The organism is Streptomyces sp. Root431 (genome assembly GCF_001426585.1).
Classification (GTDB): domain Bacteria; phylum Actinomycetota; class Actinomycetes; order Streptomycetales; family Streptomycetaceae; genus Streptomyces; species Streptomyces stackebrandtii.
This window is the reverse complement of the sequence record NZ_LMEI01000009.1, coordinates 893,587-915,965: the sequence shown is the minus strand read 5'-3', so window position 1 is coordinate 915,965 and position 22,379 is coordinate 893,587. Positions and strand designations below refer to the sequence as shown.

Annotated in this window: 19 protein-coding genes; 13 read left to right on the top strand and 6 right to left on the bottom strand. The window is 73.5% G+C overall.

The window, feature by feature from the left end:
• Positions 1-133: 133 nt before the first annotated feature.
• The 8 genes from ASC82_RS17570 to ASC82_RS31150 all read left to right on the top strand — a co-directional run bounded on the left by ASC82_RS17570 (position 134) and on the right by ASC82_RS31150 (position 8,437).
• Complete coding sequence (locus ASC82_RS17570; RefSeq protein WP_056648486.1) at positions 134-2,959, top strand: DNA translocase FtsK; 2,826 nt, start codon at positions 134-136, stop codon at positions 2,957-2,959.
• A gap of 317 nt (positions 2,960-3,276) precedes the next feature.
• Positions 3,277-4,104 carry a helix-turn-helix domain-containing protein gene (locus ASC82_RS17565; protein WP_056648484.1) on the top strand — a complete coding sequence of 276 codons (828 nt, stop codon included), beginning with the start codon at positions 3,277-3,279 and terminating at the stop codon, positions 4,102-4,104.
• A 96-nt stretch (positions 4,105-4,200) separates the two neighbouring features.
• The gene (rimO, locus tag ASC82_RS17560; RefSeq protein WP_056648483.1) at positions 4,201-5,691 is read left to right on the top strand and encodes a 30S ribosomal protein S12 methylthiotransferase RimO; all 1,491 of its coding nucleotides are present in this window, start codon (positions 4,201-4,203) and stop codon (positions 5,689-5,691) included.
• On the top strand, positions 5,688-6,362 hold the full coding sequence (pgsA, locus tag ASC82_RS17555; protein WP_056648480.1) for a CDP-diacylglycerol--glycerol-3-phosphate 3-phosphatidyltransferase: 675 nt from the start codon (positions 5,688-5,690) through the stop codon (positions 6,360-6,362). Before rimO ends, pgsA begins: the two co-directional genes overlap by 4 nt.
• Positions 6,359-6,880, top strand: coding sequence for a CinA family protein (locus ASC82_RS17550; RefSeq protein WP_056648477.1), 522 nt, complete (start codon positions 6,359-6,361; stop codon positions 6,878-6,880). Before pgsA ends, ASC82_RS17550 begins: the two co-directional genes overlap by 4 nt.
• A 109-nt stretch (positions 6,881-6,989) precedes the next feature.
• Positions 6,990-7,373 (top strand): helix-turn-helix transcriptional regulator, encoded by a 384-nt coding sequence (locus ASC82_RS17545; RefSeq protein WP_056648474.1) that lies wholly within the window; start codon positions 6,990-6,992, stop codon positions 7,371-7,373.
• 196 nt (positions 7,374-7,569) lie between these two features.
• Entirely contained in the window at positions 7,570-8,040 is a 471-nt protein-coding gene (locus ASC82_RS17540; protein ID WP_056648473.1) for a DNA starvation/stationary phase protection protein, read from the top strand.
• A gap of 109 nt (positions 8,041-8,149) precedes the next feature.
• Positions 8,150-8,437 (top strand): hypothetical protein, encoded by a 288-nt coding sequence (locus ASC82_RS31150; RefSeq protein WP_079039315.1) that lies wholly within the window; start codon positions 8,150-8,152, stop codon positions 8,435-8,437.
• Here the strand turns inward: ASC82_RS31150 and ASC82_RS17535 are convergent.
• Genes ASC82_RS17535 through ASC82_RS17525 form a run of 3 tightly spaced genes read right to left on the bottom strand, consistent with a single transcriptional unit; the run spans position 8,385 to position 14,668 of the window.
• Complete coding sequence (locus ASC82_RS17535; protein ID WP_056648470.1) at positions 8,385-9,149, bottom strand: SDR family NAD(P)-dependent oxidoreductase; 765 nt, start codon at positions 9,147-9,149, stop codon at positions 8,385-8,387. The two genes, ASC82_RS31150 and ASC82_RS17535, sit on opposite strands and share 53 nt — an antisense overlap.
• Before the next feature lie 32 nt (positions 9,150-9,181).
• A complete protein-coding gene (locus ASC82_RS17530; protein ID WP_056648468.1) occupies positions 9,182-9,970 on the bottom strand; it encodes a DNA-formamidopyrimidine glycosylase family protein in 789 nt (262 codons plus the stop codon).
• 48 nt (positions 9,971-10,018) lie between these two features.
• Entirely contained in the window at positions 10,019-14,668 is a 4,650-nt protein-coding gene (locus ASC82_RS17525) for a DEAD/DEAH box helicase (RefSeq protein WP_056648466.1), read from the bottom strand.
• Positions 14,669-14,870: 202 nt separating this feature from the next.
• Here ASC82_RS17525 and ASC82_RS17520 point away from each other — a divergent pair, with 202 nt between their 5' ends.
• From ASC82_RS17520 to ASC82_RS17510, 3 genes are read left to right on the top strand one after another with little or no spacing between them, the layout of a single operon-like run.
• Complete coding sequence (locus ASC82_RS17520) at positions 14,871-15,806, top strand: AraC family transcriptional regulator (protein ID WP_056648465.1); 936 nt, start codon at positions 14,871-14,873, stop codon at positions 15,804-15,806.
• A 10-nt stretch (positions 15,807-15,816) separates the two neighbouring features.
• Positions 15,817-16,560, top strand: coding sequence for an AzlC family ABC transporter permease (locus tag ASC82_RS17515; RefSeq protein ID WP_024759509.1), 744 nt, complete (start codon positions 15,817-15,819; stop codon positions 16,558-16,560).
• A 14-nt stretch (positions 16,561-16,574) separates the two neighbouring features.
• On the top strand, positions 16,575-16,883 hold the full coding sequence (locus ASC82_RS17510) for an AzlD domain-containing protein (RefSeq protein WP_056648685.1): 309 nt from the start codon (positions 16,575-16,577) through the stop codon (positions 16,881-16,883).
• A 24-nt stretch (positions 16,884-16,907) separates the two neighbouring features.
• Here ASC82_RS17510 and ASC82_RS17505 read toward each other — a convergent pair whose 3' ends face one another.
• Positions 16,908-18,311, bottom strand: a complete 1,404-nt coding sequence (locus tag ASC82_RS17505) for an MFS transporter (RefSeq protein WP_157863470.1) — start codon at positions 18,309-18,311, stop codon at positions 16,908-16,910.
• Positions 18,308-19,672 (bottom strand): alkyl sulfatase dimerization domain-containing protein, encoded by a 1,365-nt coding sequence (locus ASC82_RS17500; protein ID WP_056648461.1) that lies wholly within the window; start codon positions 19,670-19,672, stop codon positions 18,308-18,310. The genes ASC82_RS17505 and ASC82_RS17500 overlap by 4 nt, the downstream gene beginning before the upstream one ends.
• A 152-nt stretch (positions 19,673-19,824) precedes the next feature.
• Between ASC82_RS17500 and ASC82_RS17495 the strand changes: the two genes are divergently transcribed.
• On the top strand, positions 19,825-21,048 hold the full coding sequence (locus tag ASC82_RS17495) for a helix-turn-helix domain-containing protein (protein WP_056648459.1): 1,224 nt from the start codon (positions 19,825-19,827) through the stop codon (positions 21,046-21,048).
• Positions 21,049-21,127: 79 nt separating this feature from the next.
• Here ASC82_RS17495 and ASC82_RS17490 read toward each other — a convergent pair whose 3' ends face one another.
• Complete coding sequence (locus tag ASC82_RS17490) at positions 21,128-22,057, bottom strand: hypothetical protein (protein ID WP_056648457.1); 930 nt, start codon at positions 22,055-22,057, stop codon at positions 21,128-21,130.
• 79 nt (positions 22,058-22,136) lie between these two features.
• On the opposite strand from ASC82_RS17490, the gene ASC82_RS17485 reads away from it, so the two are divergent.
• Entirely contained in the window at positions 22,137-22,331 is a 195-nt protein-coding gene (locus tag ASC82_RS17485) for a DUF3046 domain-containing protein (RefSeq protein ID WP_024759355.1), read from the top strand.
• Positions 22,332-22,379 lie beyond the last annotated feature (48 nt).

The window sequence follows — 22,379 nt, the reverse complement described above, 5'->3', positions numbered from 1 at the left end:
GGGGTGGCGCGCCGTGACCCGGCGTCAGCTCCGCGCCCCGGCCCGGGTGACACGATCGAGTGAGTCGGACACCCGTCCGCTTACCGGCGGGTGAGAGCGGACAGCCCGTCCCCTCACCGGTAACCTCAGCATCATGGCTTCACGTACGTCCGGCAAGGGTTCTCAGGGCACGGCGGGCGCCGCAAAGCCGCGCGCCGGCCGGACGACGGCCGCCGCCAAGAAGGCGGCGCCCGCGAAGTCGGCGGCCAAGCCGCCCGCCAAACCCGCCGCGAAGAAGGCGACGGCCAAGAAGGCCGCGCCCGCCAAGCGCGCGCCCGCGCGGAAGACCGCCGCGAAGAAGGCCCCGCCCCGGCCGGCACCGTCCCCCACCGGGGGCGTCTACCGGCTCGCCCGCGGAGTCTGGCTGGGCCTCGCCCACGCGGTGGGCGCGATGTTCCGGGGGATAGGGCGTGGCGCCAAGGGCCTTGACCCCGCCCATCGCAAGGACGGGCTCGCGCTGCTGCTGCTCGGTGTCGCGCTGATCGTCGCCGCGGGCACCTGGTCGAACCTGCGGGGTCCGGTCGGCGACCTCGTCGAGATGCTGGTGACCGGATCGTTCGGCCGGCTCGACCTGCTGGTGCCGCTGCTCCTCGGCGCGATCGGCGTCCGGCTGATCCTCTATCCCGAGAAGCCCGAGGCCAACGGGCGGATCGTGATCGGGCTCTCCGCCCTCGTCATCGGCGTCCTCGGCCAGGTCCACATCGCCTGCGGCTCACCGGGCCGCGGCGACGGCACCGAGGCCATGCAGGACGCGGGCGGCCTCATCGGCTGGGCCGCGTCCCAGCCCCTCGTCTTCATGATGGGCGAGGTCCTCGCCGTACCGATGCTGGTGCTGCTCACGATCTTCGGCCTGCTCGTCGTCACCGCCACCCCCGTCAACGCCATCCCGCAGCGCCTGCGCGCCCTCGGCGCCCGGCTCGGCATCGTCGAGCCCGCCGACGACCCGGCGGAGGCCGAGGGGCACGAGGCATACGAGCAGTACGACGAGGAGTGGCGCGAGGCCGCGCCGCGGACCGCCCGCCCGGCCAGGCGCCGGTCGACCGGACCCGCGGAGCCGTACGACGTGGACCGGGCCGAGGCCGAGCTGCTCGAGCGGCGCGCCGGGCGCGCCCCGCGCAGCTCCGCGCCCGACCCCTTCGATCACGGCCTGGACCCGGTGGACGTCGCCGCGGCCGCGGCCGCCGCCCTCGACGGCGCCGTGCTCAACGGCATGCCGCCCTCGCCGATCGTGGCCGATCTGACCAGGGACGTCACCGCCGAGCGCGAGGCCGCCCTGGCCGCCGCCGCGGAGACCTCCGGGCCCGTGGCCCCGGCCGCGCCCGTACCGCCGGCGCGCGGTGGCGAACAGCGGACCGGGGGCGTACCCGACCTGACGAAGCCGGCGCCCGAGCCGACCGATCTGCCGCCGCGGGCCGAACAGCTCCAGCTCTCCGGCGACATCACGTACTCGCTGCCGTCCATGGACCTGCTGGAGCGCGGCGGGCCGGGCAAGACGCGCAGCGCCGCGAACGACCTCGTCGTGGAGTCGCTCTCCAACGTCTTCACGGAGTTCAAGGTCGACGCGGCCGTCACCGGCTTCACGCGCGGTCCGACGGTCACGCGGTACGAGGTCGAGCTCGGCCCCGCCGTGAAGGTCGAGAAGATCACGGCCCTGACCAAGAACATCGCCTACGCGGTGGCCTCGCCGGACGTCCGGATCATCTCGCCGATCCCCGGCAAGTCCGCCGTCGGCATCGAGATCCCGAACAGCGACCGCGAGATGGTCAACCTCGGGGACGTGCTGCGGCTCGCGGACGCGGCGGGCGACGACCATCCGATGCTGGTGGCGCTCGGCAAGGACGTCGAGGGCGGCTACGTGATGGCCAACCTGGCGAAGATGCCGCACATCCTGGTCGCCGGTGCCACCGGCTCCGGCAAGTCGTCCTGCATCAACTGCCTCATCACCTCGGTGATGATAAGAGCGACCCCCGAGGACGTCCGGATGGTGCTCGTCGACCCCAAGCGGGTCGAGCTCACCGCCTACGAGGGCATCCCGCACCTGATCACGCCGATCATCACCAACCCCAAGCGGGCCGCCGAGGCCCTCCAGTGGGTGGTGAAGGAGATGGACCTCCGCTACGACGACCTGGCCGCCTTCGGCTTCCGGCACATCGACGACTTCAACCAGGCCATCCGGGACGGGAAGATCAAGCTGCCCGAGGGCAGCCAGCGGGAGCTCAACCCGTATCCGTACCTCCTGGTCATCGTCGACGAGCTCGCCGACCTGATGATGGTCGCGCCGAGGGACGTCGAGGACTCGATCGTCCGCATCACCCAGTTGGCGCGTGCCGCGGGCATCCATCTCGTCCTCGCCACGCAGCGGCCGTCCGTGGACGTCGTCACCGGTCTCATCAAGGCGAACGTGCCCTCGCGGCTCGCCTTCGCCACCTCGTCGCTCGCCGACAGCCGGGTCATCCTGGACCAGCCCGGTGCCGAGAAGCTCATCGGAAAGGGTGACGGTCTGTTCCTGCCGATGGGTGCGAACAAGCCGACCCGCATGCAGGGCGCCTTCGTCACCGAGCACGAGGTCGCGGCCGTCGTGCAGCACTGCAAGGACCAGATGACGCCCGTCTTCCGGGAGGACGTCACCGTCGGCACCCGGCAGAAGAAGGAGATCGACGAGGACATCGGCGACGACCTCGACCTGCTGTGCCAGGCCGCCGAGCTGGTCGTCTCGACGCAGTTCGGCTCGACGTCGATGCTCCAGCGCAAGCTGCGCGTCGGCTTCGCGAAGGCCGGCCGGCTGATGGACCTGATGGAGTCGCGGAACATCGTCGGACCGAGCGAGGGCTCCAAGGCGCGGGACGTCCTGGTGAAGCCCGACGAGCTGGACGGGGTGCTCGCCGTGATCCGGGGAGAGTCGGGGGAGTCGGGGGCGTAGGGGAGGGAGTACCGGGTACGCGATCGGCGTACCCGGTTGGCGTCGGTCGGCGTGTCCGAGCGGTGCCGGTCGGCGTATGCGAGCGGTGTCGGTGTACGGGGTCGACGTCGGCGTACCCGATCGAGACCGGGCCGAGACTCACTCGTAAGGGAACGGGGGCAACCGTTTCCCCTGGCCGTACGTCAAGTTGGACGGTGGGACAGATGGATGTCCCAGCCTCATGGCGTACAAACAGCACCCGCCCGGTTGCCCCACCCTTTCGTACCACCCATAGACTGAACGTCCAGCAGGTGGCTACACGCTCGAAAGGCGCTCTCGTGTCCATCGGCAACTCCCCCGAAGACGACCGGACGTTCCCGGCAGACGACCGGGACTCGATCGGTCGCGCTCTCCAGCAGGCCCGTATCGCCGCCGGTCTCACCGTCGAAGAGGTCAGTGCCTCCACCCGTGTCCGGATCCCGATCGTGCAAGCGATCGAGGAGGACGACTTCTCGCGCTGCGGTGGAGACGTCTACGCCCGCGGGCACATCCGCACCCTCGCGCGCGCCGTCGGCATCGATCCGGCCGATCTGATCGAGCAGTACGACGCCGATCACGGCGGCCGTCCCGCGCCCACCCCCGCCGCCCCGCTCTTCGAGGCGGAACGTATCCGCCCCGAGCCGCGGCGGCCCAACTGGACCGCCGCGATGGTCGCGGCGATCGTCGCCGTCGTGGGCTTCGTCGGCTTCACGATGTTCGACGGGAACGAGGCCCCCAAGGGCGCCACGACCGCCGACGGCGGTCCGGCCCCGGCGCCGGAGAAGGCGACGTCCGCCGCCAAGCCGAAGCCGGTCAAGCCCGCGCCCCCGAAGCCCAGCGAGAGCGCGATCGCCGCGGTCCCGCAGGACAAGGTCACGGTCAAGCTCACCGCCGTCGACGGCAAGAGCTGGATCTCGGCCAAGGCCGAGGACGGGAACCTGCTCTTCGACGGCCTCCTCCTGGAGGGCGAGTCGAAGACGTTCCAGGACGACGAGCGCGTCGACCTGGTCCTCGGCAACGCCGGCGCCATCGAGCTCTACGTGAACGGCAAGAAGGTCGAAGAGAAGTTCGAATCCGGTCAGGTCGAGCGGCTCAGCTACACCAAGGGCGACCCCGAGGCCGGATGACCCGCCCGGCCCCTTCTCGCCCCGTGATGTGACCTCTGTCGCGCAGGTGAACCCTGCGCGACGGGGGAACGGCCGGGACGAAGTAGTCTTGAGCCCATGCCCGAACGCCGTACCGTCGCCCTTGTCACTCTTGGCTGCGCCCGTAACGAGGTGGACTCGGAGGAGCTCGCAGGCCGCTTGGCAGCGGACGGCTGGGAGCTCGTCGAGAACGCCGAAGAAGCGGACGTCGCCGTCGTCAACACCTGCGGATTCGTCGAAGCCGCCAAGAAGGACTCCGTCGACGCCCTCCTCGAAGCCAATGATCTGAAGGATCACGGCAAGACCCAGGCCGTCGTCGCGGTCGGCTGCATGGCCGAGCGGTACGGCAAGGAGCTCGCCGAGGCCCTCCCGGAGGCCGACGGCGTCCTGGGCTTCGACGACTACGCCGACATCTCCAACCGCCTCCAGACCATCCTCAACGGTGGCAGCGTCGAGGCCCACACCCCGCGTGACCGGCGCAAGCTGCTGCCGCTGTCGCCCGTGGAGCGCCAGGAGGCCGCCGCGGCCGTGGCCCTCCCGGGGCACGGCACCGTCGAGGCCCCCGAGGCCGTGCCGGCCGACCTGCCCGAGGGACTCGCGCCCGCCTCCGGGCCGCGCGCGCCGCTCCGCCGCCGCCTGGACACCAGCCCCGTCGCCTCGGTGAAGCTGGCCTCCGGCTGCGACCGCCGCTGCTCCTTCTGCGCCATCCCGTCCTTCCGGGGCTCCTTCGTCTCGCGCCGTCCCTCGGACGTGCTGAACGAGACGCGCTGGCTCGCCGAGCAGGGCGTGAAGGAGGTCATGCTGGTCTCCGAGAACAACACCTCGTACGGCAAGGACCTCGGCGACATCCGGCTCCTGGAGAGCCTGCTGCCCGAGCTCGCCGCCGTCGACGGCATCGAGCGCGTCCGGGTCAGCTACCTCCAGCCCGCCGAGATGCGCCCCGGCCTCATCGACGTCCTCACCTCGACCGAGAAGGTCGCGCCCTACTTCGACCTGTCCTTCCAGCACAGCGCCCCGGACGTGCTGCGGGCCATGCGCCGCTTCGGCGACACCGACCGCTTCCTGGAGCTCCTGGAGACCATCCGGTCCAAGGCCCCGACGGCCGGTGCCCGCTCCAACTTCATCGTCGGCTTCCCCGGCGAGACCGAGGCGGACTTCGCCGAGCTGGAACGCTTCGTCACCCACGCGCGGCTCGACGCCGTCGGCGTCTTCGGCTACTCCGACGAGGACGGCACCGAGGCCGCCACGTACGAGCACAAGCTCGACCAGGACGTCGTCGACGAGCGGCTCGCCCACCTCTCCCGGCTCGCCGAGGAGCTCACCGCGCAGCGCGCGGAGGAGCGGATCGGAGAGACCCTGGAAGTACTCGTCGAGTCCGTCGACGAGGAGGACGGCTGGATCGGCCGCGCCGCCCACCAGGCGCCCGAGACCGACGGCCAGGTGGTCCTCACCACGGCCGACGGTACGAGCCCCGACCTGGCTCCGGGCCGTATGGTCAGGGCGAAGGTCGTCGGCACGGAGGGCGTCGACCTGGTGGCCGAGTGTCTTTTCGAGGAGGCAGCCAGATGACCGGAGTCCCGGCATCCGCGACGGGCGGGACCGGTAGGCCGGCGCCCCGCGGCAAGCTGGGCGCTGCGGCCGTCAATCAGGCCAGCCTGTGGAACATCGCCAACATCCTCACCATGATCCGGCTCGTGCTCGTGCCGGGCTTCGTGATCCTGCTGTTCCAGGACGGCGGGCACGACCCCGCCATGCGCGCCTGGGCGTGGGCGGCGTTCGCGGTGGCCATGATCACGGACGTCTTCGACGGGCACCTGGCCCGTACGTACAACCTGGTCACCGACTTCGGGAAGATCGCCGACCCGATCGCCGACAAGGCGATCATGGCCGCCGGACTGATCAGCCTCTCCCTGCTCGGCGACCTGCCCTGGTGGGTGACCGGGGTCATCCTGGCCCGCGAGCTGGGCATCACGCTGATGCGGTTCTGGGTGATCCGGCACGGGGTCATCCCGGCGAGCCGCGGCGGCAAGATGAAGACGCTCGCGCAGGGCACGGCGGTCGGCATGTACGTCCTCGTGCTCACCGGCCCGCTGGCCACCCTGCGCTTCTGGGTGATGGCGGTGGCCGTCGTGCTGACGGTCGTCACCGGTCTGGACTACGTGCGCCAGGCGATCGTCCTGCGCCGCGAGGGCCTCGCGGAGGAGCGGGCGGCCGAGCGGTCGGAGGCGGCGACGCGATGACCGAGGCCGCCCGGGTGCTGGCACTGCTCGCGGAGCGTGGTCACACGCTGGCCGCCGCGGAGTCGCTCACGGGTGGTCTGGTGGCCGCGGAGCTCACCGGGGTACCCGGAGCCTCGGCCGTCTTCCGGGGGTCGGTCACGGCCTACGCCACGGCCCTCAAGCACGAACTGCTGGGCGTCGACCGGGCCCTCCTCGCGGAGCGCGGCGCGGTGGATCCCGAGGTCGCGCTGCAGATGGCGGCCGGTGCGCGGGCCCGGCTCGGCGCCGACTGGGGGATCTCCACGACCGGGGTCGCGGGGCCCGAACCGCAGGACGGGCAGGCGGTCGGAACCGTCTACGTGGCCGTCGCGGGGCCGCCCGGAGCGGGCGCCGGAGCCGGGAAAGTGGTCTCGTTGAGGTTGAACGGCGACCGTGCGGAAATCCGTAGAGAGAGTGTACGGAGCGTGTTGGCACTGCTCGATGAGGAACTCTCGGGAAATGCGCGGGCACAGGATACGGAACACAACGGGGGGAATTGATGTTTGCAGCCCTGAGTGAACACGACATCGCTCCCCGCACGGCCGCAGCGCGAGGCGGTACGGTGGGGCGTGAAGGATGCGGCTACGCGGTCCGAGGAGGGAGCCACCGATGATTCTGCTCCGTCGCCTGTTGGGTGACGTGCTGCGTCGGCAGCGCCAGCGCCAAGGCCGTACTCTGCGCGAAGTCTCCTCGTCCGCCCGAGTCTCGCTCGGCTATCTCTCCGAGGTGGAGCGGGGGCAGAAGGAGGCTTCCTCCGAGCTGCTCTCCGCGATCTGCGACGCGCTGGACGTACGGATGTCCGAGCTCATGCGTGAAGTGAGCGACGAGCTGTCCCTGGCCGAACTGGCCGAGTCGGCAGCGGCGAGCGAACCGGTGCCGACGCCGGTGCGCCCGATGCTCAATTCGGTGTCGGTGACGTCGGTGGCAGGTGTGTCCACCGGGCGGGTGACCATCAAGGCGCCCGCGGAAGCGGTGGATGTCGTCGCTGCCTGAGTCGACCTGAGTATCAGTGGGCGAAAGCCCCGCGTGGTGCCCTGTGGGGTGCCGGGCGGGGCTTTCGTCGTTGCGCGGTGTGATGCCTTGCCCCTGAGGCAAGGACTTTCGGCAGTTCGGTAGGGACTTTCACGAGATGCCCGATTGGGGGCATTCATGCATGGTGAGAGGACGTACGACTGGTGGGAGTCCTTACATGTCCGTGGTGAAGAGCACGCTGTCCGGTGTCGACCTCAAGACGGTCGGCACCTCCTTGCAGGGTGCCCTCGTCGACCTGATCAATCTCTCCCTGCTGGCGAAGCAGGTGCACTGGAACGTCATCGGACCGCGTTTCCGCTCGGTCCATCTCCAGCTCGACGAGGTCGTCGCCACCGCGCGGACGCACTCCGACATCGTGGCCGAGCGGGCGACGGCCATCGGCTGGACCCCGGACGGGCGTGCGGCGACGGTGGCGGCGGCCGGGCCGATCGTGGAGCTGCCCGACGGGTGGATCAAGGACGTGGACGGGGTGCGCCTGCTGGTGGACGCGCTCGGTGCGGTCGTACTGCGGATGCGCGAGCGGATCGAGGCGACCGGCGAGGCCGACCCCGTGAGCCAGGACGTCCTGATCGCCTTGACGGGCGATCTGGAGAAGCATGCGTGGATGTTCCAGGCGGAGAGTGCCTGAGAGCCGCGGTGTGTGACGCGGCGATGTGCGCCCGTGCGCCGGGGTTGACCCCGGTGCGCCCTCCCGCCGGGTGATACGGCCGGTCTAGCGTCGACCTCAGGAGGCGGCCATGGTACGGCGACGTGTTCCGCCGGTGACGCTCGCGCTGGTCGCGGTCGGGCTGGTGGCCGGGGGGCTGTGGTGGTGGGCGGTGCTGCGGCTGCTCCTCGTGCCGGGGGATGCCGGGACCGTCGAGGGGGCGGTGGCCGCGGGTGGTTGGGGGCTGAGCCTGCTTCCGGTGCACGTGGCGGCCTCGGTGCGGCGGCCGGGCCTCGGCCGTGCGGGAGGCGGCGTCGGGGCCGGGGTCACCAAGGCATCGCGACGCCGCCGTTGGGGCGCAGGATCTGGCCCGTCGTGAACGACGAGGCGTCCGAGGCGAGATGGAGGACCGCGTGTGCGATGTCCTCCGCCTCGCCGACCCGGCCGAGCGGTGAGTGACGGACCATCGCCGCCTCCGCCTGCTCCTGGGCGGCCGGCTCGTGGCGGTCCGTCATGGGGGTGCGGATCCAGCCCGGGGCGACCGCGTTGACCCGGATGCCGTACGCGCCGGCCTCCACCGCCAGGGTCTTCGTCAGCTGGACGACGGCCGCCTTGGTGACGCTGTAACAGAGCAGTCCCGGGCTCGCCGTGTCCATCGCGCCCGAGGCCATCGTGACGATCGAGCCGGGCGTGCCGGAGGCGATCATCGAGCGCGCCGCTTCCTGGCAGGCGTACAGGACGCCCTTGAAGTTCACGGCGAGGACGCGGTCGAGGTCCTCGTCGCGGGTCTCCAGGACGGTGCTCGTGTGCATGATCCCCGCGACGGCCGCCATGACGTGGAGAGGGCCCGCGGAGCGGACGGCCGCGGCCAGCGCCGCCCTGTCGGTGACGTCCAGGGTGTGCGTGTGCGCCGCTCCTCCCTCGGCGGTGACGAGGGCCGCCGTCTCCTTGAGGCCGTGCTCGTCGCGGTCCGCGCAGTGCACGGTCGCGCCCGCCTGGGCGAGGAGCAGTGCGGTGGCGCGGCCGATGCCGCTCGCCGCACCGGTGACGAACGCGGTGCGGCCGGTGAGGTCGTACGCCGAGAGGGTCATGTCCGGACCGTACGACCGGATTTGACGGATCGTCAATTGGTGGGGCCGTGTTGGCAGTCAGGGCACCAGTACGTGATCCGCTCGCCCAGTTCCGCCTTCCGGATCCGGGCGCCGCAGCGCAGACAGGGCTTCCCCTCGCGGCCGTAGACGTGGAGCGGGGTGCCGGGGCGGCGCGTGGTGGTGGTGCGCCGGTCGGGGCGGTCCTTGTTCGCCTCCAGGAGGCGGTGGGCGGTGGCCACGAGGCGGGCGGGGACGTCGGGATCGAGAGCGCCCACCGGGAGCCACGGGGTGACGGCGGCCAGGAACGCCAGCTCCGACTTGTACACGTTGCCGATCCCGGCCAGATTGCGCTGGTCGAGCAGCGCCTCGCCGAGAGGGCGGTCCGGGTCGGCGAGGAGGCGTCGTACGGCCTCTTCCGGGTCCCAGTCCGGGCCCAGCAGGTCCGGGCCGAGGTGGCCGACCGCGCGGGCCTCCTCGGCGGTGCGGATCAGCTCCAGGACCGGGAGCCGGTAGCCGTACGCGGTGGACTCGGCGTTTCCCAGGATCGCCCGGATCTGGTGGTCGGGGCCGCCGCGCGGGCGCTCCCCGGTGGCGTACACCCGCCAGGCGCCGTCCATCCGCAGATGGGAGTGGAGCGTGAGGCCGCCCTCGATCCGGGCGAGGAGGTGCTTGCCGCGCGGGGTCACGTCCAGGAGGGTGCGGCCGGTGAGGTCGGCGGTGGCGAATGTGGGCACGCGCAGGTCCGAGCGGGTCAGGACGCGGCCTGCCAGCGCGGTGTGCAGGTTCTTCGCGACCTGCCAGATCGTGTCTCCTTCGGGCACGGTTCCATGATGCCGGGTGGGTTTCTCCCGGACCGGTTGCCGGGGCGCTCAGGCGCGGATGCGGAGGCCTCTCGGGGTGGCGAGGAAGCCCGCCGCCTCCAGGGGGCGGGCGAGGGGGGAGGTCAGGGCCGTGGCGCCGTTGATCCGCTCCACCGTGACCGTGCCCAGCGAGCCCGCCCGCGCCGACGCGGCCAGGGCCTCGGCCGCCGCTGTCAGCGCGGGGTCGTCCTGCTCGGACGGCCACGACAGGAGCGTCTTGCCGCCCCGCTCCATGTAGAGCGTGAGCTCGCCGTCGACGAGCACCACCATCGCGCCCGCCTTGCGGCCGGGCTTGTGTCCGGCGCCGGTCGGCGACTCGGGCCAGGACAGGGCCGCCCCGTACGCGTTCGCCGGGTCGGCCGCCGCGAGGACCAGCGCGCGCGGGCCGGCCGCGGCCTCCGCGCCCCGGTCGCGGGCCGTCGCCGCCGCCCGCAGCCGGTCCACGGCCCCGTCCATCGCGAACTGGGCCGCACCGAGGCCCTCCACCACATAGCCGCGCCTGGCCTGACCGCTGTCCTCGAAGGCGGACAGGATGCGGTACGTGGCCGAGAAACCGCCCTCCACACCCTCGGCCGCCACCGCGCCCCGGGTGACCACGCCGTGCCGGTCGAGGAGCGTGCGGGCGAGGGCGTGCGCCCGGTGGGTCGGCTCCGGTTCGAGCGCGGGCAGCAGCGACCAGCGGCCGGAGACCGTGGGCGGGCCCGTGCGGGAGGCCGGGCGGGCGGCGGCGGTCAGCGTGCCGTACCGGCCGCGCGGGACCGTGCGGCGCGCGCGGTGGGCGGTCGCCCCGGCCGTCCGGCCCGAGCCGAGGAGCGAGCGCAGCGGCGCCAGGGTGTCGTTGGTCAGCCGGCCCGACCAGGCCAGGTCCCAGAGGGCGTCGGCGAGCTGCGGGTCGGTGGCGTCCGGGTGGGTGGTGGCCCGGACCTGGTCGGCGATCTGGCGGAAGAACAGCCCGTACCCGCCGGAAAGGATCGTGAGCACCGACTCGTGCAGGGCGGACAGCTCCAGCGGGTGCGGCGGCGGGAGGAGCAGCGGCGCCGCGTCCGCGAGGTAGAGGGAGATCCAGCCGTCCTTGCCGGGCAGCGATCCGGCACCGGCCCAGACGACCTCGCCGGTGGTGGTCAGCTCGTCGAGCAGCGCCGGGGAGTAGTCCCGGACGCGGGACGGCAGGATCAGCTTCTCGAGCGCGGACGCGGGCACGGGCGCGCCCTGGAGCTGCTCGATCGCGCGGGCGAGGCCGTCGATGCCCCGCAGGCTGCTGCCGCCGAGGTGCTGCCACTGCGGCAGGAAGGTGGCGAGCGCGGCCGGGGGAACCGGCTCCAGCTCGTGGCGCAGGGCCGCGAGGGAGCGGCGGCGCAGGCGGCGCAGCACGGCCGCGTCGCACCATTCCTGGCCGATGCCGGAGGGGTGGAACTCGCCCTGCACGACCCGGCCGGCGGCGGCGAGCCGCTGGAGCGCGCCGTCGGTGACGGCGGCACCGAGACCGAAGCGGGCGGCGGCCTGCGAGGAGGTGAAGGGGCCGTGGGTGCGCGCGAAGCGGGCGAGGAGGTCGCCCAGCGGGTCCTTGACCGGCTCGGTGAAGGCCTCGGGCACACCGACCGGCAGGGCCGTGCCCAGGGCGTCACGGAGCCGTCCCGCGTCCTCGATCGCCGCCCAGTGGTCGGCGCCGCCGATCCTGACCCGGATCGCGCGCCGGGCGTGGGCGAGCTCGGGCGCCCAGCCCGCCTCCGCGCCGCGCTCGCCGAGCTCGGCGTCGGTCAGCGGGCCGAGGACCCGCAGCAGGTCGGCGACGCCCTCCACGTCCTTGATCCGCCGGTCCTCCGTGAGCCACTGGAGCTCCCGCTCCAGCTCGGTGAGGACCTCGGGGTCGAGGAGCTCGCGCAGCTCGGCCTGGCCGAGCAGCTCCGCGAGGAGCCGGGAGTCGAGCGAGAGCGCGGCCGCCCGCCGCTCGGCGAGCGGGGAGTCCCCCTCGTAGAGGAACTGCGCCACGTAGCCGAAGAGCAGCGAGCGGGCGAAGGGGGAGGGCTCGGGGGTGGTGACCTCGACGAGCCGGACCCGGCGGGCCTCGATGTCGCCCATCAGCTCGGTCAGGCCGGGGACGTCGAAGACGTCCTGGAGGCACTCGCGGACGGCCTCCAGGACGATCGGGAAGGAGCCGAACTCGCTCGCCACCTGGAGCAGCTGGGCCGCGCGCTGCCGCTGCTGCCAGAGCGGGGTGCGCTTGCCCGGGTTCCGCTTGGGCAGCAGCAGGGCGCGCGCGGCGCACTCGCGGAAGCGGGAGGCGAACAGCGCGGAGCCGCCCACCTGGTCGGTGACGATCTGCCCGATCTCGCTCTTGTCGAAGAGGGCGTCGGCCGCGCCGATGGGTGCCTTGTCGGCGTCGTACGTCGTGTCCAGGTGGCGGCCCGGGTCGACCGGTTCGTGGTCGAGGAGGTCCAGGCCCATGTCCAGGCCCATCAGGTCCGCGTCCGGGAGGCGCAGCACGATGCCGTCGTCCGCGTGCATCACCTGCGCGTCCATGCCGTACCGCTCGGCGAGCCGGGCGCCGAGGGCCAGCGCCCAGGGGGCGTGCACCTGCGCGCCGAACGGGGAGTGGATGACGACCCGCCAGTCCCCGAGCTCGTCCCGGAACCGCTCGACCAGGATCGTCCGGTCGTCCGGCACGTGACCACAGGCCTCGCGCTGCTCGGAGAGGTACGCGAGGACGTTGTCCGCGGCCCAGGCGTCCAGGCCCGCGGCGATCAGCCGCAGCCGCGCGTCCTCCGGCCCGAGGGCGCCGAGCTCCCGGAGGAACGCTCCCACCGCGCGCCCCAGTTCGAGGGGGCGGCCCAGCTGGTCGCCCTTCCAGAACGGCAGCCTGCCCGGGACGCCGGGCGCGGGGGTGACGAGCACGCGGTCCCGGGTGATGTCCACGATCCGCCAGGACGTGGTGCCCAGCGTGAAGACGTCGCCGACCCGCGACTCGTACACCATCTCCTCGTCGAGCTCGCCGACCCGGCCCCCGCCCTTCTTCGGGTCCGAGCCCGCGAGGAACACGCCGAACAGGCCCCTGTCGGGGATCGTGCCGCCCGAGGTGACGGCGAGCCGCTGCGCGCCCGGCCGGCCCGTCACCGTCCCGGCGACCCGGTCCCAGACCACGCGCGGGCGGAGTTCGGCGAAGGCGTCCGAGGGGTACCGGCCGGCGAGCATGTCGAGCACGCCCGTGAACGCCGACTCGGGCAGCGAGGAGAAGGGCGCCGCCCGGCGCACCACCGCGAGCAGCTCGTCCACCTGCCAGGTGTCGAGCGCGACCATCGCGACCAGCTGCTGCGCCAGCACGTCCAGCGGATTGGCCGGGATCCGCATCGACTCGATCGAGCCCGACCGCATCCGCTCCGTGACCACGGCCGCCTGCACCAGGTCGCCGCGGTACTTGGGGAAGACCACGCCCGTGGAGACCGCGCCGACCTGGTGCCCGGCGCGCCCCACGCGCTGGAGCCCGGAGGCGACCGAGGGCGGCGACTCGACCTGCACGACCAGGTCGACCGCGCCCATGTCGATGCCCAGCTCCAGGCTGGAAGTGGCCACCACGGCGGGCAGCCGGCCCGCCTTGAGGTCCTCCTCCACCTGGGCGCGCTGCTCCTTCGACACCGAGCCGTGGTGGGCCCGGGCGAGCAGCGGCGGGGCACCCTGCGCCGCGCCGGACTGGGCCATGACCTCGGCCGGGGGAGCGCCCTCGGGGAGGGGCTCGCCGGTGGCCCGCTCGTACGCGATCTCGTTGAGCCTGTTGCACAGCCGCTCGGCGAGGCGCCGGGAGTTCGCGAAGACGATCGTCGAGCGGTGGGACTGGACGAGGTCGGCGATGCGCTCCTCGACGTGCGGCCAGATCGACGGCTTGTCGCCGCCGTCCTTGCCCTCGGAGGCCGGGGAGCCCCCGAGCTCGCCCATGTCCTCGACGGGGACGACGACGGAGAGGTCGAACTCCTTCCCCGACGGCGGCTGCACGATCTCCACCGCGCGGCCGGGGGACAGATAGCGGGCCACCTCGTCCACCGGGCGGACCGTCGCCGACAGGCCGATCCGGCGCGCGGGGCGCGGCAGCAGCTCGTCGAGCCGCTCCAGGGAGAGCGCCAGGTGCGCGCCGCGCTTGGTGCCCGCGACCGCGTGGACCTCGTCGAGGATGACCGTCTCCACGCCCGACAGGGCCTCCCGGGCGGCGGAGGTCAGCATCAGGAACAGCGACTCGGGGGTGGTGATGAGGATGTCCGGCGGCCGGGTCGCGAGGCTCCGGCGCTCGGCGGCCGGGGTGTCGCCGGAACGGATGCCCACCCGGATGTCCGGCTCGGGCAGCCCCAGCCGGACGGACTCCTGGCGGATGCCGGTCAGCGGGGAGCGGAGATTCCGCTCGACGTCCACGGCGAGGGCCTTCAGCGGCGACACGTACAGCACGCGGCAGCGCTTCTTCGCCTCGGCCGGCGGGGGAACGGAGGCCAGGCGGTCCAGGGAGGCGAGGAAGGAGGCCAGCGTCTTGCCCGAGCCCGTCGGCGCGACGACGAGCACGTCGGAGCCCTCGCCGATGGCCTTCCAGGCGCCCTCCTGCGCCGCCGTGGGCGCGGTGAAGGCCCCGGTGAACCAACCACGGGTCGCGGGGGAGAACGAGTCGAGCGCGGACCTGACCATGTCCCCCATCGTGCACCCGCCCACTGACAACCGCCCGGACCTGGGGAAATCCGCTCGCGCCAGGTGCCGGGGAGGGCGGCGGGGCAGGCAGGGGGAAGGGCGGAAGGGTGGGCAGTGGGGAGGTGGCCGGGCAGGCAGGGGAAGGCGGAGGGGCAGGCCGCGGGGTGAGCGCCGGCGGGAGCCCGTGGCGCAGAATGGAGGCATGGCGAGCGGGGAGCGGGCACGGTACTGGCAGTACTCCGAGCTGCCCGGGGTCGACCTGCTGCACGCCCACTACATCCACAAGGCCTTCGCCCGGCACACCCACGAGACCTTCGTCTTCGCCGCGATCACCGAGGGCGTCGAGGCCTTCCACTACCGCGACGACCTGGTCCACGCCGGGCCCGGGCAGATCGCCCTCGTCAACCCCGACACCCCGCACACCGGGCACGCGGGCGTGCCCGAGGGCTGGACCTACCGCACGATCTACCCGGACGCCGGGCTCGTCCGGTCGATCGCCGCCGACACCCTCGCGCTGCGCGGGTCGGTCGGCTTCACCTCGCCCGTCATCGACGACCCGTACGCCGCACGGCTCGTCGTCGGCGTCCACCGGGCCGCGGAGGAGGGCAACGCGCTCGCCGCGGACAGCCTGCTCCGGCTCGTCACGGCACGGATGCTGCGCAGTCACGGCGGGCTGATCACCCCGCTCCCGCCCCGCTCAGCCGGCGCGCGGAACGCGGCACGCGCGCGTGCCGTCCTGGAGGAGCGGATGGCCGACCCACCGACCCTGGAACAGCTCGCCACCGACCTCGGCACGAGCCCCTTCGCCCTCCTGCGGGCCTTCCGGGACGCGTACGGGATGCCGCCGCACACCTGGCTCACCGACGCGCGCGTGCGGCGGGCCAGGCGGCTGCTCGACGCGGGGACGCCCCCGGCGGACGCGGCCGTCGCCGTCGGCTTCACCGACCAGCCGCACCTCAACCGGCACTTCACGCGGAGCGTCGGGGTGCCGCCGGGCGCGTACCAGCGCTCGCGCGGCGCCGCTCGGCCCGGTCGCGGTGGTTCCGAGCCCGGTGGTTCCGTGGCCGGTGGTTCGGTGGCCGGTGGTTCGGTGGCCGGTGCAAGAACGTACAAGACCGGGCGGCCGCCGCGTACGTAACGTCCCTGACGTGGCAGAACAGACAGCACCTCCCGTCATACGGGACGACGGACCACGGGCGAAGCCCGACGCGGCCGTCGTCCGCGACGCCCTCGGCGTCGGCATCGCCGTCGGACTCTCCGGCTTCGCCTTCGGCGTGACCTCGGCAGGCGCCGGGCTCACCCTCCTGCAGACCTGTGTGCTCAGCCTGCTCGTCTTCACGGGCGCGTCGCAGTTCGCGCTCGTCGGCGCGCTCGCCGCGGGCGGCAACCCCTTCACGGCCGCCGCCGGTGCCTTCTTCCTGGGCACGCGCAACGCCTTCTACGGGCTCCGGCTCTCGCAGCTCCTCGCCCTGCCGAAGGCCGTCAGGCCGCTCGCCGCGCACTGGGTGATCGACGAGACCACCGCCGTCGCGCTCGCCCAGCCGTCCCGGCGGGCCGCCCGCCTCGGCTTCACCCTCACCGGTCTCACGCTGTACGTCCTGTGGAACCTGACCACGTTCCTCGGGGCGCTCGGCGCCGAGGCGATCGGCGACACCGCCGCCTGGGGCCTGGACGCCGCGGGACCCGCCGTCTTCCTGGCCCTGCTAGCCCCCATGCTGAAGTCGGCGACCGAGCGGGCCACCGCCGGCATCGCCGTCCTGCTCGGCCTCGGCCTGCTCCCCGTCCTGCCGGCCGGGGTCCCGGTCCTCGCGGCCGCGCTCGCCGCGCCCCTGGTGCTGTGGTTCCAGGGCCGCCGCATCCCCCCGGCCGCACGGGAGAAGGCCCCCCGATGAACACCATGAACTCGATGCACGTGTGGATCGCGATCGGCCTGACCGCCGTCGGGTGCTACCTGGTCAAGCTCCTCGGCCTGCTCGTCCCCGCCGGCGCGCTGGAACGACCGCTCGTCCAGCGGCTCTCGGCACTGCTCCCCGTCGCCCTGCTGGCCGCGCTCACCGCGCAGCAGACCTTCGCCACGGGCGCCGAGCTGGCCCTGGACGCCCGGGCCGCAGGACTCGCGGCCGCCGCCCTCGCGCTCGTCCTGCGCGCGCCCTTCCTGGTCGTCGTGGGTGCGGCCGTCATCGTTACGGCCGGGGCACGGGCCCTGGGCTGGTGAGCCCCGGGCCCGTACGGAACCCGCTCAGTGCGCCACCAGGACCCCCAGCGACGGGGTCTCCGGGACGCCCAGCCGGTCCGCGTCCCGCTCCGGGCGGAGGAACAGCGCCGTCAGGGCGCCCGCCACCGCGAGCAGACCGGCCGTGAACAGCCAGCCGTTCTCGTACCCCTGGGCCGTCGTCGCACCCGCGTCGACGATCCCGCCGAGGACCAGCGGCGCCAGGACCCCGCCCAGGGCGAAGACACACACCACGGCGCCGAGCACCACCCCGCGCTGCGCGGGCGGGGTGATCCGGGCGACCGCCGTCTGGCTCACGGTCATCATCGGCAGCGCGAGGGCCATCGGGCCGAACATCATCGGCACCCGCAGCCAGTCCGCTCCCGCCGTCGCGAAGACCGTCACCGCGGCGGCGGAGAGCAGGAGCAGCACCCCCGCGCCCGCGCCCGCGGGCAGGCGGCCGGGCCGTCCGCGCCGGGCCGCGCGCTGCGCGACCACGCCGTGGACCAGCAGGACGACCCCGTTGGCGACGGCTCCCGCGCCCACCATCAGACCGGCGCGGTGCGCGTCCCAGCCGAGGACCGTCTCCAGGTAGTCCGGCAGCCAGGTCAGCTTCGAGCTCATCAGCCAGTACGCGGCGAACGACCCCACGCTCGCCGTCAGGAACGTGCCGCTCAGCAGGATCCTGCGCAGCGGCACCTCCGCCGCGGCCTCCGCCCCTTCGGCGGCGCGCCGCGCGGCCGGGCCGACCGGCGGCGCGAGCGGCCCCTCGGAGCCGTACCGGCGCCACACGACCGCCCAGACCAGGCCGATCACGCCGACCGTGCCGAAGGCCCAGCGCCAGCCCCACCCCGAGATCACCGCGGACAGGACGGGCGCGGCGACCGCGACCCCGGCGGCCGCCCCCACCATGAGGACGGCCGTCGGGAGGTTCCGGTCCCGCTGCCCGAACCAGCCGTGCAGGTGGTGGACCGCGACCGGGGCCGCCGGGCCCTCCGCCGCGCCGAGCAGCACGCGCGTGAGGACCAGCGTCCCGAACCCGGCGGCGGCCCACACCATCGGCAGCTGGGCCGCCGACCACAGCAGCGCCATCCCGAGCAGCAGGACCGAGGTCCGCACCTTCTTCGTCAGGGCCGACACGGCGAGCGCCGAGACCGAGAAGAGCGCGAAGAACGCCGCCTGCGACGCCCCGAACTCCTGCCGGGAGATGCCGAACTCGCGCATGATGTCCGGCCCGGCGAGCCCGAGGACGGCCTTGTCCGCGAAGTTGACCAGCATGAAGCCGAGCAGCAGCCAGGTCGTCCCCCAGGGGGTGCCCGGCGTCGTCCCGCCCTTCCCCCGTCCGGCCTTCCCCTGTCCGGCCTTCCCCGTCCCGCCCTTCCCCGGCCTGCTGTCCTTCCCCGGACCGGCGGTGCGCGCGGGCCCGCTCATCCGCAGCACTGGTCCTCGTCCGTGACCACACCCACGCTGATCGCCCCGGCGGCCCGCTCGCGCCCGGCGGCCGAACGGGTCAGCTCCGTCGGCACGTCCGTGCCCTCGGCCACCGCCGCGGACTCCGCGGCCGCCCAGTGGAACACCCCGCGCGCCATCGTCGACGTCTCGCGGCCGGCCCGCGTCTCGTACACGCGGGCCCGGATCCGGGCCACCTCGACGTCCTCGGGGGCCGCGAGCGCCGCCGTCTCCGCCAGGTGCGAGGCCAGCCGCAGGTCGCCCTCGTCGAGGAGCCGGGCCGCGCGCCCGGCGAGGGCGAGCGCCCCGCCCGCCGCGTCGGCCAGCTCGGCGGCGACCGCGGCCTCCGGAGCCGGCTTCAGGTTCGCCGGGTTCTGGTCGTACCAGCCGCCCCACAGCCGCCACAGGTTCCGGACGACGAACTCCGGCTCGTCGTAGGCGGGGTGGAGGTACGGCTTCGCGAGCAGCTCCTCGGGGACCTTCACCCCGTGGATGACCGCGTCGAGCCGCAGCCCCGCGTTCATCAGGTCGCGGGTCTGCGAGCAGAGCGATTCGAGCAGGGTCGCCGTGTCGTCCAGGGCCTGCGCCACCCGGTCCGCGCCGACGATCGGGATGCCGTGGCCCGGCAGCAGCACCTCGGCGCCCAGCTCGCCCATGGCGCGCAGCGCCCGGGCCCACTCCTCCGGGTAGCGCTGCACCTTCTGCGGGTTGCCTGCGTTGGGGGAGTTCCAGATGAAGAGATCACCCGTGCAGAGGGTTTTGAGCTCCGGCACCCACACATAGGTGTGATCGTCCGTCTCCCCGCGCGCGTGGAACAGCTCGAACGTCAAATCGCCGTGACGGAGGGTCAGCCGGTCCCGGTACGTCGTGTCGGGGTAGCGGTACTCCGTCGGCCAGTCCAGGCCCGGCACGCCGAACTGGCGCCGGTTGATCCACGTGTTGTAGCCCGAGGTCTCCACGTACCGGTCGAAGCGGGCGGCGACCGCCTCGTGGGCGATCACCTCAGGACGCACGGGCTCGGCGTCGAAGGGCGCGACCCCGAAGACATGGTCGACATGGCCGTGCGTGTAGACGACGGCACGGACCGGGTCCGGGCTGAAGGCGCGCACCGCCGTGTGCAGCAGCCCGGCGGTGCGGAGGTCGCCGGAGTCGACCAGGACGAGACCCGCACCCGTATCGAAGGCGGCCACGTTGGCGAAGGCCGGGAAGAAGCCGATCCGGTCGCGGACCGGGACCAGCTCCTCCGACGTGAACGCGCCCGTGAGGTGGGGCAGCAGGCTCTCCTCGCCCCGCCACACGCGATCTGCGTAGTCGATATACGTACGAGAGTTGTGCTCGGTCATACCAGCGGCTCCTTCGGTGCGGTGCGGCGGAACGCCTGGGAACCGAGTTTCGGCCTGTCACGAGCGGCACGACATCCTGCGGCGTCACAGCTTTCCGCGGTGTGTACTGTGACCCGTCACAGTCGGCCTGCCGGGAGCGAGGAGGAACGGTCGTGCCGGAGATCTCCGAGGGGGCCCGCGCGCTCGCCCTGCGCTGTGAGGCCCGGGTCAACGAACTGGCCCGCAGGATGAGCAGGGACTCCTTCGCGCGGCTGCCCGGATACGACCGGCTCCCCGACGAGATGAAGGACGTCGAGATCGCGGCGACCGTCCGCCATGGAGTACGGCTCTTCCTCCGCCGCGCCCTCACGCCGGAGGCCGGCGAGCGCGGCGCTATGCGGCTGTTCCGCGAGCGGGCCGCGCAGCGCGCCGAGGAGGGCATGCCGCTCCACCTCCTGCTCCGCAGCCACGCCCTCGGCATGTACGTGCTCTGGCAGGCGCTGCGCGAGGTCGCGCGGCCCGGTGACGAGGCCGCCCTCGTCGAGCTCGCCGACCTGCTCCTGGAGGCCCAGCAGGGCATCGTCGGCGCCGTCGCCGAGACCTACCTCGACGAGCGCTCCGCCCTGGAGACCGAGCGGCGGGCCCAGCGCCGCTCGCTGCTCCGCGGGCTCCTCGACGGGACGCTGTCCCCGGCCCGGCTCGCGGTGGCGCCCTTCGGGATCGACGGACCGTGCCTCGTGCTCGCCGTCGGCGTCGACGGAGCGGGCGTCCCCGCCCCGGTGGCCGATCCCGGCGAGGGGGACGTGGCGGCCCGCAGACGGCTCCGCCGCGTCCAGACCGCCCTGGACCACTCCTTCGGCGTGGAGGTGCCCGCGCTCCTCGACATCGGTACGGAGCCGGGGCGGGCGATCGTCCCCGGCGCCCCCGAACCGCCGGAGGACCTGGCGAGCAGACTCTCCCGGGCCGCGGGAACCACGCTCAGGGTCGCCGTCGTGCCCGCCGAGGGCCCCGAGGAGGTGCCGGAAGCGGCCCGTACGGCGGGGGAGGTCCTGCGGGTCGCCGCCGGGTGCGGACTACCGCCCGGGCTGCACCGGCTCGACGACGTGCTCCTGGAGTACCACCTGTCCCGGCCCGGGAAGAGCGGCCGGCGGATCGCGGCCCTCCTCGACCCCGTCGCCGACCGCCCGGAGCTCCTCGACACCCTTCGCGCCCACCTCGCCCACGGGCAGGACCGGCGCACCACGGCCGGTGCGCTCGGGCTGCACCCCAACACCGTGGACAACCGGCTCGCCCGGATCGCCGAGCGGACCGGCATCGACCTGACGACGCCGAGGGGCACGGCGACGGCCCTCGCGGCCTTGTTGCTGCGCGAGGCGCCGGAGGCCCGCCTGGGGTAGGTCGCTGCGGCGAGCGGGCGAGCCGGTGGGTAGGTGGACAGGCGGACGGACGGGCGGGCCCGGGAAGGCCGCGGCCGGGTCAGTCGACCGGGCGGCCGTGCGCGCGGAGGGTGCGCAACGCCTCGACCGTCACGATCGGGCGCCACTCCAGGGCCGATCCCGGGGCCCAGGCCCGCCAGCGGATCGGCCAGCCGCCGTCCTCCTCCTGGTCGGCCGCGAGCCGGTCCAGCGAACGGGCCATCTCCTCGTCCGTGAACCACCCGGCCGCCAGCGAGTGCGGCACGCGCGCGTAGTCGTGCGGGAAGTGGTGCTCGCCGGGCGCGTACCCGTCCGGAACCGGGTACTCCTCCTGGCGGTCCGGGTCCAGGACGGCGAGCCGCTGCTCCCGCACCAGCCTCCCGAGCCGGTCGGCAGCCGCCTCCGCGCGCGAGCGGTCCGGGGCCCCGTCCAGGAAGGCGACGGCGGCCTGGATCTCGTACGGATGGGACTTCTCCAGCGACTCCACGGCGGCCCAGCAGAACTCGGTGGCCCGGAACAGCCACGCGTGCCACACCTGGTTGCGGTGGAGCAGCCCGACGACCGGCCCGGTCGCGAGCAGCGCGCTCGGCGGGGCGTCGACGATCGGGACGAAGGGCGCCGCGGGGTAGCCCCGCTGGGACGGGTGGATCGCCGGGAGCGCCCCGTCGTGCGTCGAGATGTCGGTGAAGTAGCGGCAGATCCGCTCCACGCGCATCCCGCCGCAGCGGCCGATCGAGTCGAGGACCCGCAGCGCGTGGGCGGTGTGGAGGGGCTGGCTGACCGGTCCGCGCAGATCGGGTTCGAGCGCGTGTCCGTAGCCGCCGTCCGCGTTCAGGTACGCCGTGAGCGCCGTCTCGACCTGATCCGCGCCACCGCGCAGGAAGTGATAGGCGAACCGGTGCTGTTCGAGGACGCGGGCCGTCAGCCAGACGAAGCGCTCGGCACGGGCCAGGGGAGTGGAGGGCGGCGAGGAGAGGGGTTTTTCGGCCATGCTCCGACCGTAGGGCGGAAAGTCGCGGTGACAAGGCCTGCGGAGCGGGCTGCACTCTTGGGAGCGGGATACTGGCGTCATGCGGTTGACGATTTTCTGGGAGCGGATGGCGGACCACTTCGGTGCGTCCTACGCGGACTCCTTCGCGCGAGACCATGTGATGACGGAGCTCGGCGGGCGGACGGTGGTGGACGCCCTGGACGCCGGCTGGGAGGCCAAGGACGTCTGGCGGGCCGTCTGCGCGGCCGTCGACGTACCGGCCGACAAGCGGTGAGCGGCCGGTAGACCATGGGGTGACTAGCAGGGATGTGCGGGGTCCCGG

What these genes read in the sequence shown, in the direction of transcription:
- ASC82_RS17550 (WP_056648477.1), top strand. Translation starts at nt 6,359, where the DNA reads ATGACCGAGGCCGCCCGGGTGCTGGCACTGCTCGCGGAGCGTGGTCAC.
- ASC82_RS17510 (WP_056648685.1), top strand. Translation starts at nt 16,575, where the DNA reads ATGCACGTGTGGATCGCGATCGGCCTGACCGCCGTCGGGTGCTACCTG.
- ASC82_RS17505 (WP_157863470.1), bottom strand. Translation starts at nt 18,311, where the DNA reads ATGAGCGGGCCCGCGCGCACCGCCGGTCCGGGGAAGGACAGCAGGCCG.
- ASC82_RS17545 (WP_056648474.1), top strand. Translation starts at nt 6,990, where the DNA reads ATGATTCTGCTCCGTCGCCTGTTGGGTGACGTGCTGCGTCGGCAGCGC.
- ASC82_RS17540 (WP_056648473.1), top strand. Translation starts at nt 7,570, where the DNA reads ATGTCCGTGGTGAAGAGCACGCTGTCCGGTGTCGACCTCAAGACGGTC.
- ASC82_RS17500 (WP_056648461.1), bottom strand. Translation starts at nt 19,672, where the DNA reads ATGACCGAGCACAACTCTCGTACGTATATCGACTACGCAGATCGCGTG.
- ASC82_RS17525 (WP_056648466.1), bottom strand. Translation starts at nt 14,668, where the DNA reads ATGGTCAGGTCCGCGCTCGACTCGTTCTCCCCCGCGACCCGTGGTTGG.
- ASC82_RS31150 (WP_079039315.1), top strand. Translation starts at nt 8,150, where the DNA reads ATGGTACGGCGACGTGTTCCGCCGGTGACGCTCGCGCTGGTCGCGGTC.
- ASC82_RS17570 (WP_056648486.1), top strand. Translation starts at nt 134, where the DNA reads ATGGCTTCACGTACGTCCGGCAAGGGTTCTCAGGGCACGGCGGGCGCC.
- ASC82_RS17490 (WP_056648457.1), bottom strand. Translation starts at nt 22,057, where the DNA reads ATGGCCGAAAAACCCCTCTCCTCGCCGCCCTCCACTCCCCTGGCCCGT.
- pgsA (WP_056648480.1), top strand. Translation starts at nt 5,688, where the DNA reads ATGACCGGAGTCCCGGCATCCGCGACGGGCGGGACCGGTAGGCCGGCG.
- rimO (WP_056648483.1), top strand. Translation starts at nt 4,201, where the DNA reads ATGCCCGAACGCCGTACCGTCGCCCTTGTCACTCTTGGCTGCGCCCGT.
- ASC82_RS17520 (WP_056648465.1), top strand. Translation starts at nt 14,871, where the DNA reads ATGGCGAGCGGGGAGCGGGCACGGTACTGGCAGTACTCCGAGCTGCCC.
- ASC82_RS17485 (WP_024759355.1), top strand. Translation starts at nt 22,137, where the DNA reads ATGCGGTTGACGATTTTCTGGGAGCGGATGGCGGACCACTTCGGTGCG.
- ASC82_RS17535 (WP_056648470.1), bottom strand. Translation starts at nt 9,149, where the DNA reads ATGACCCTCTCGGCGTACGACCTCACCGGCCGCACCGCGTTCGTCACC.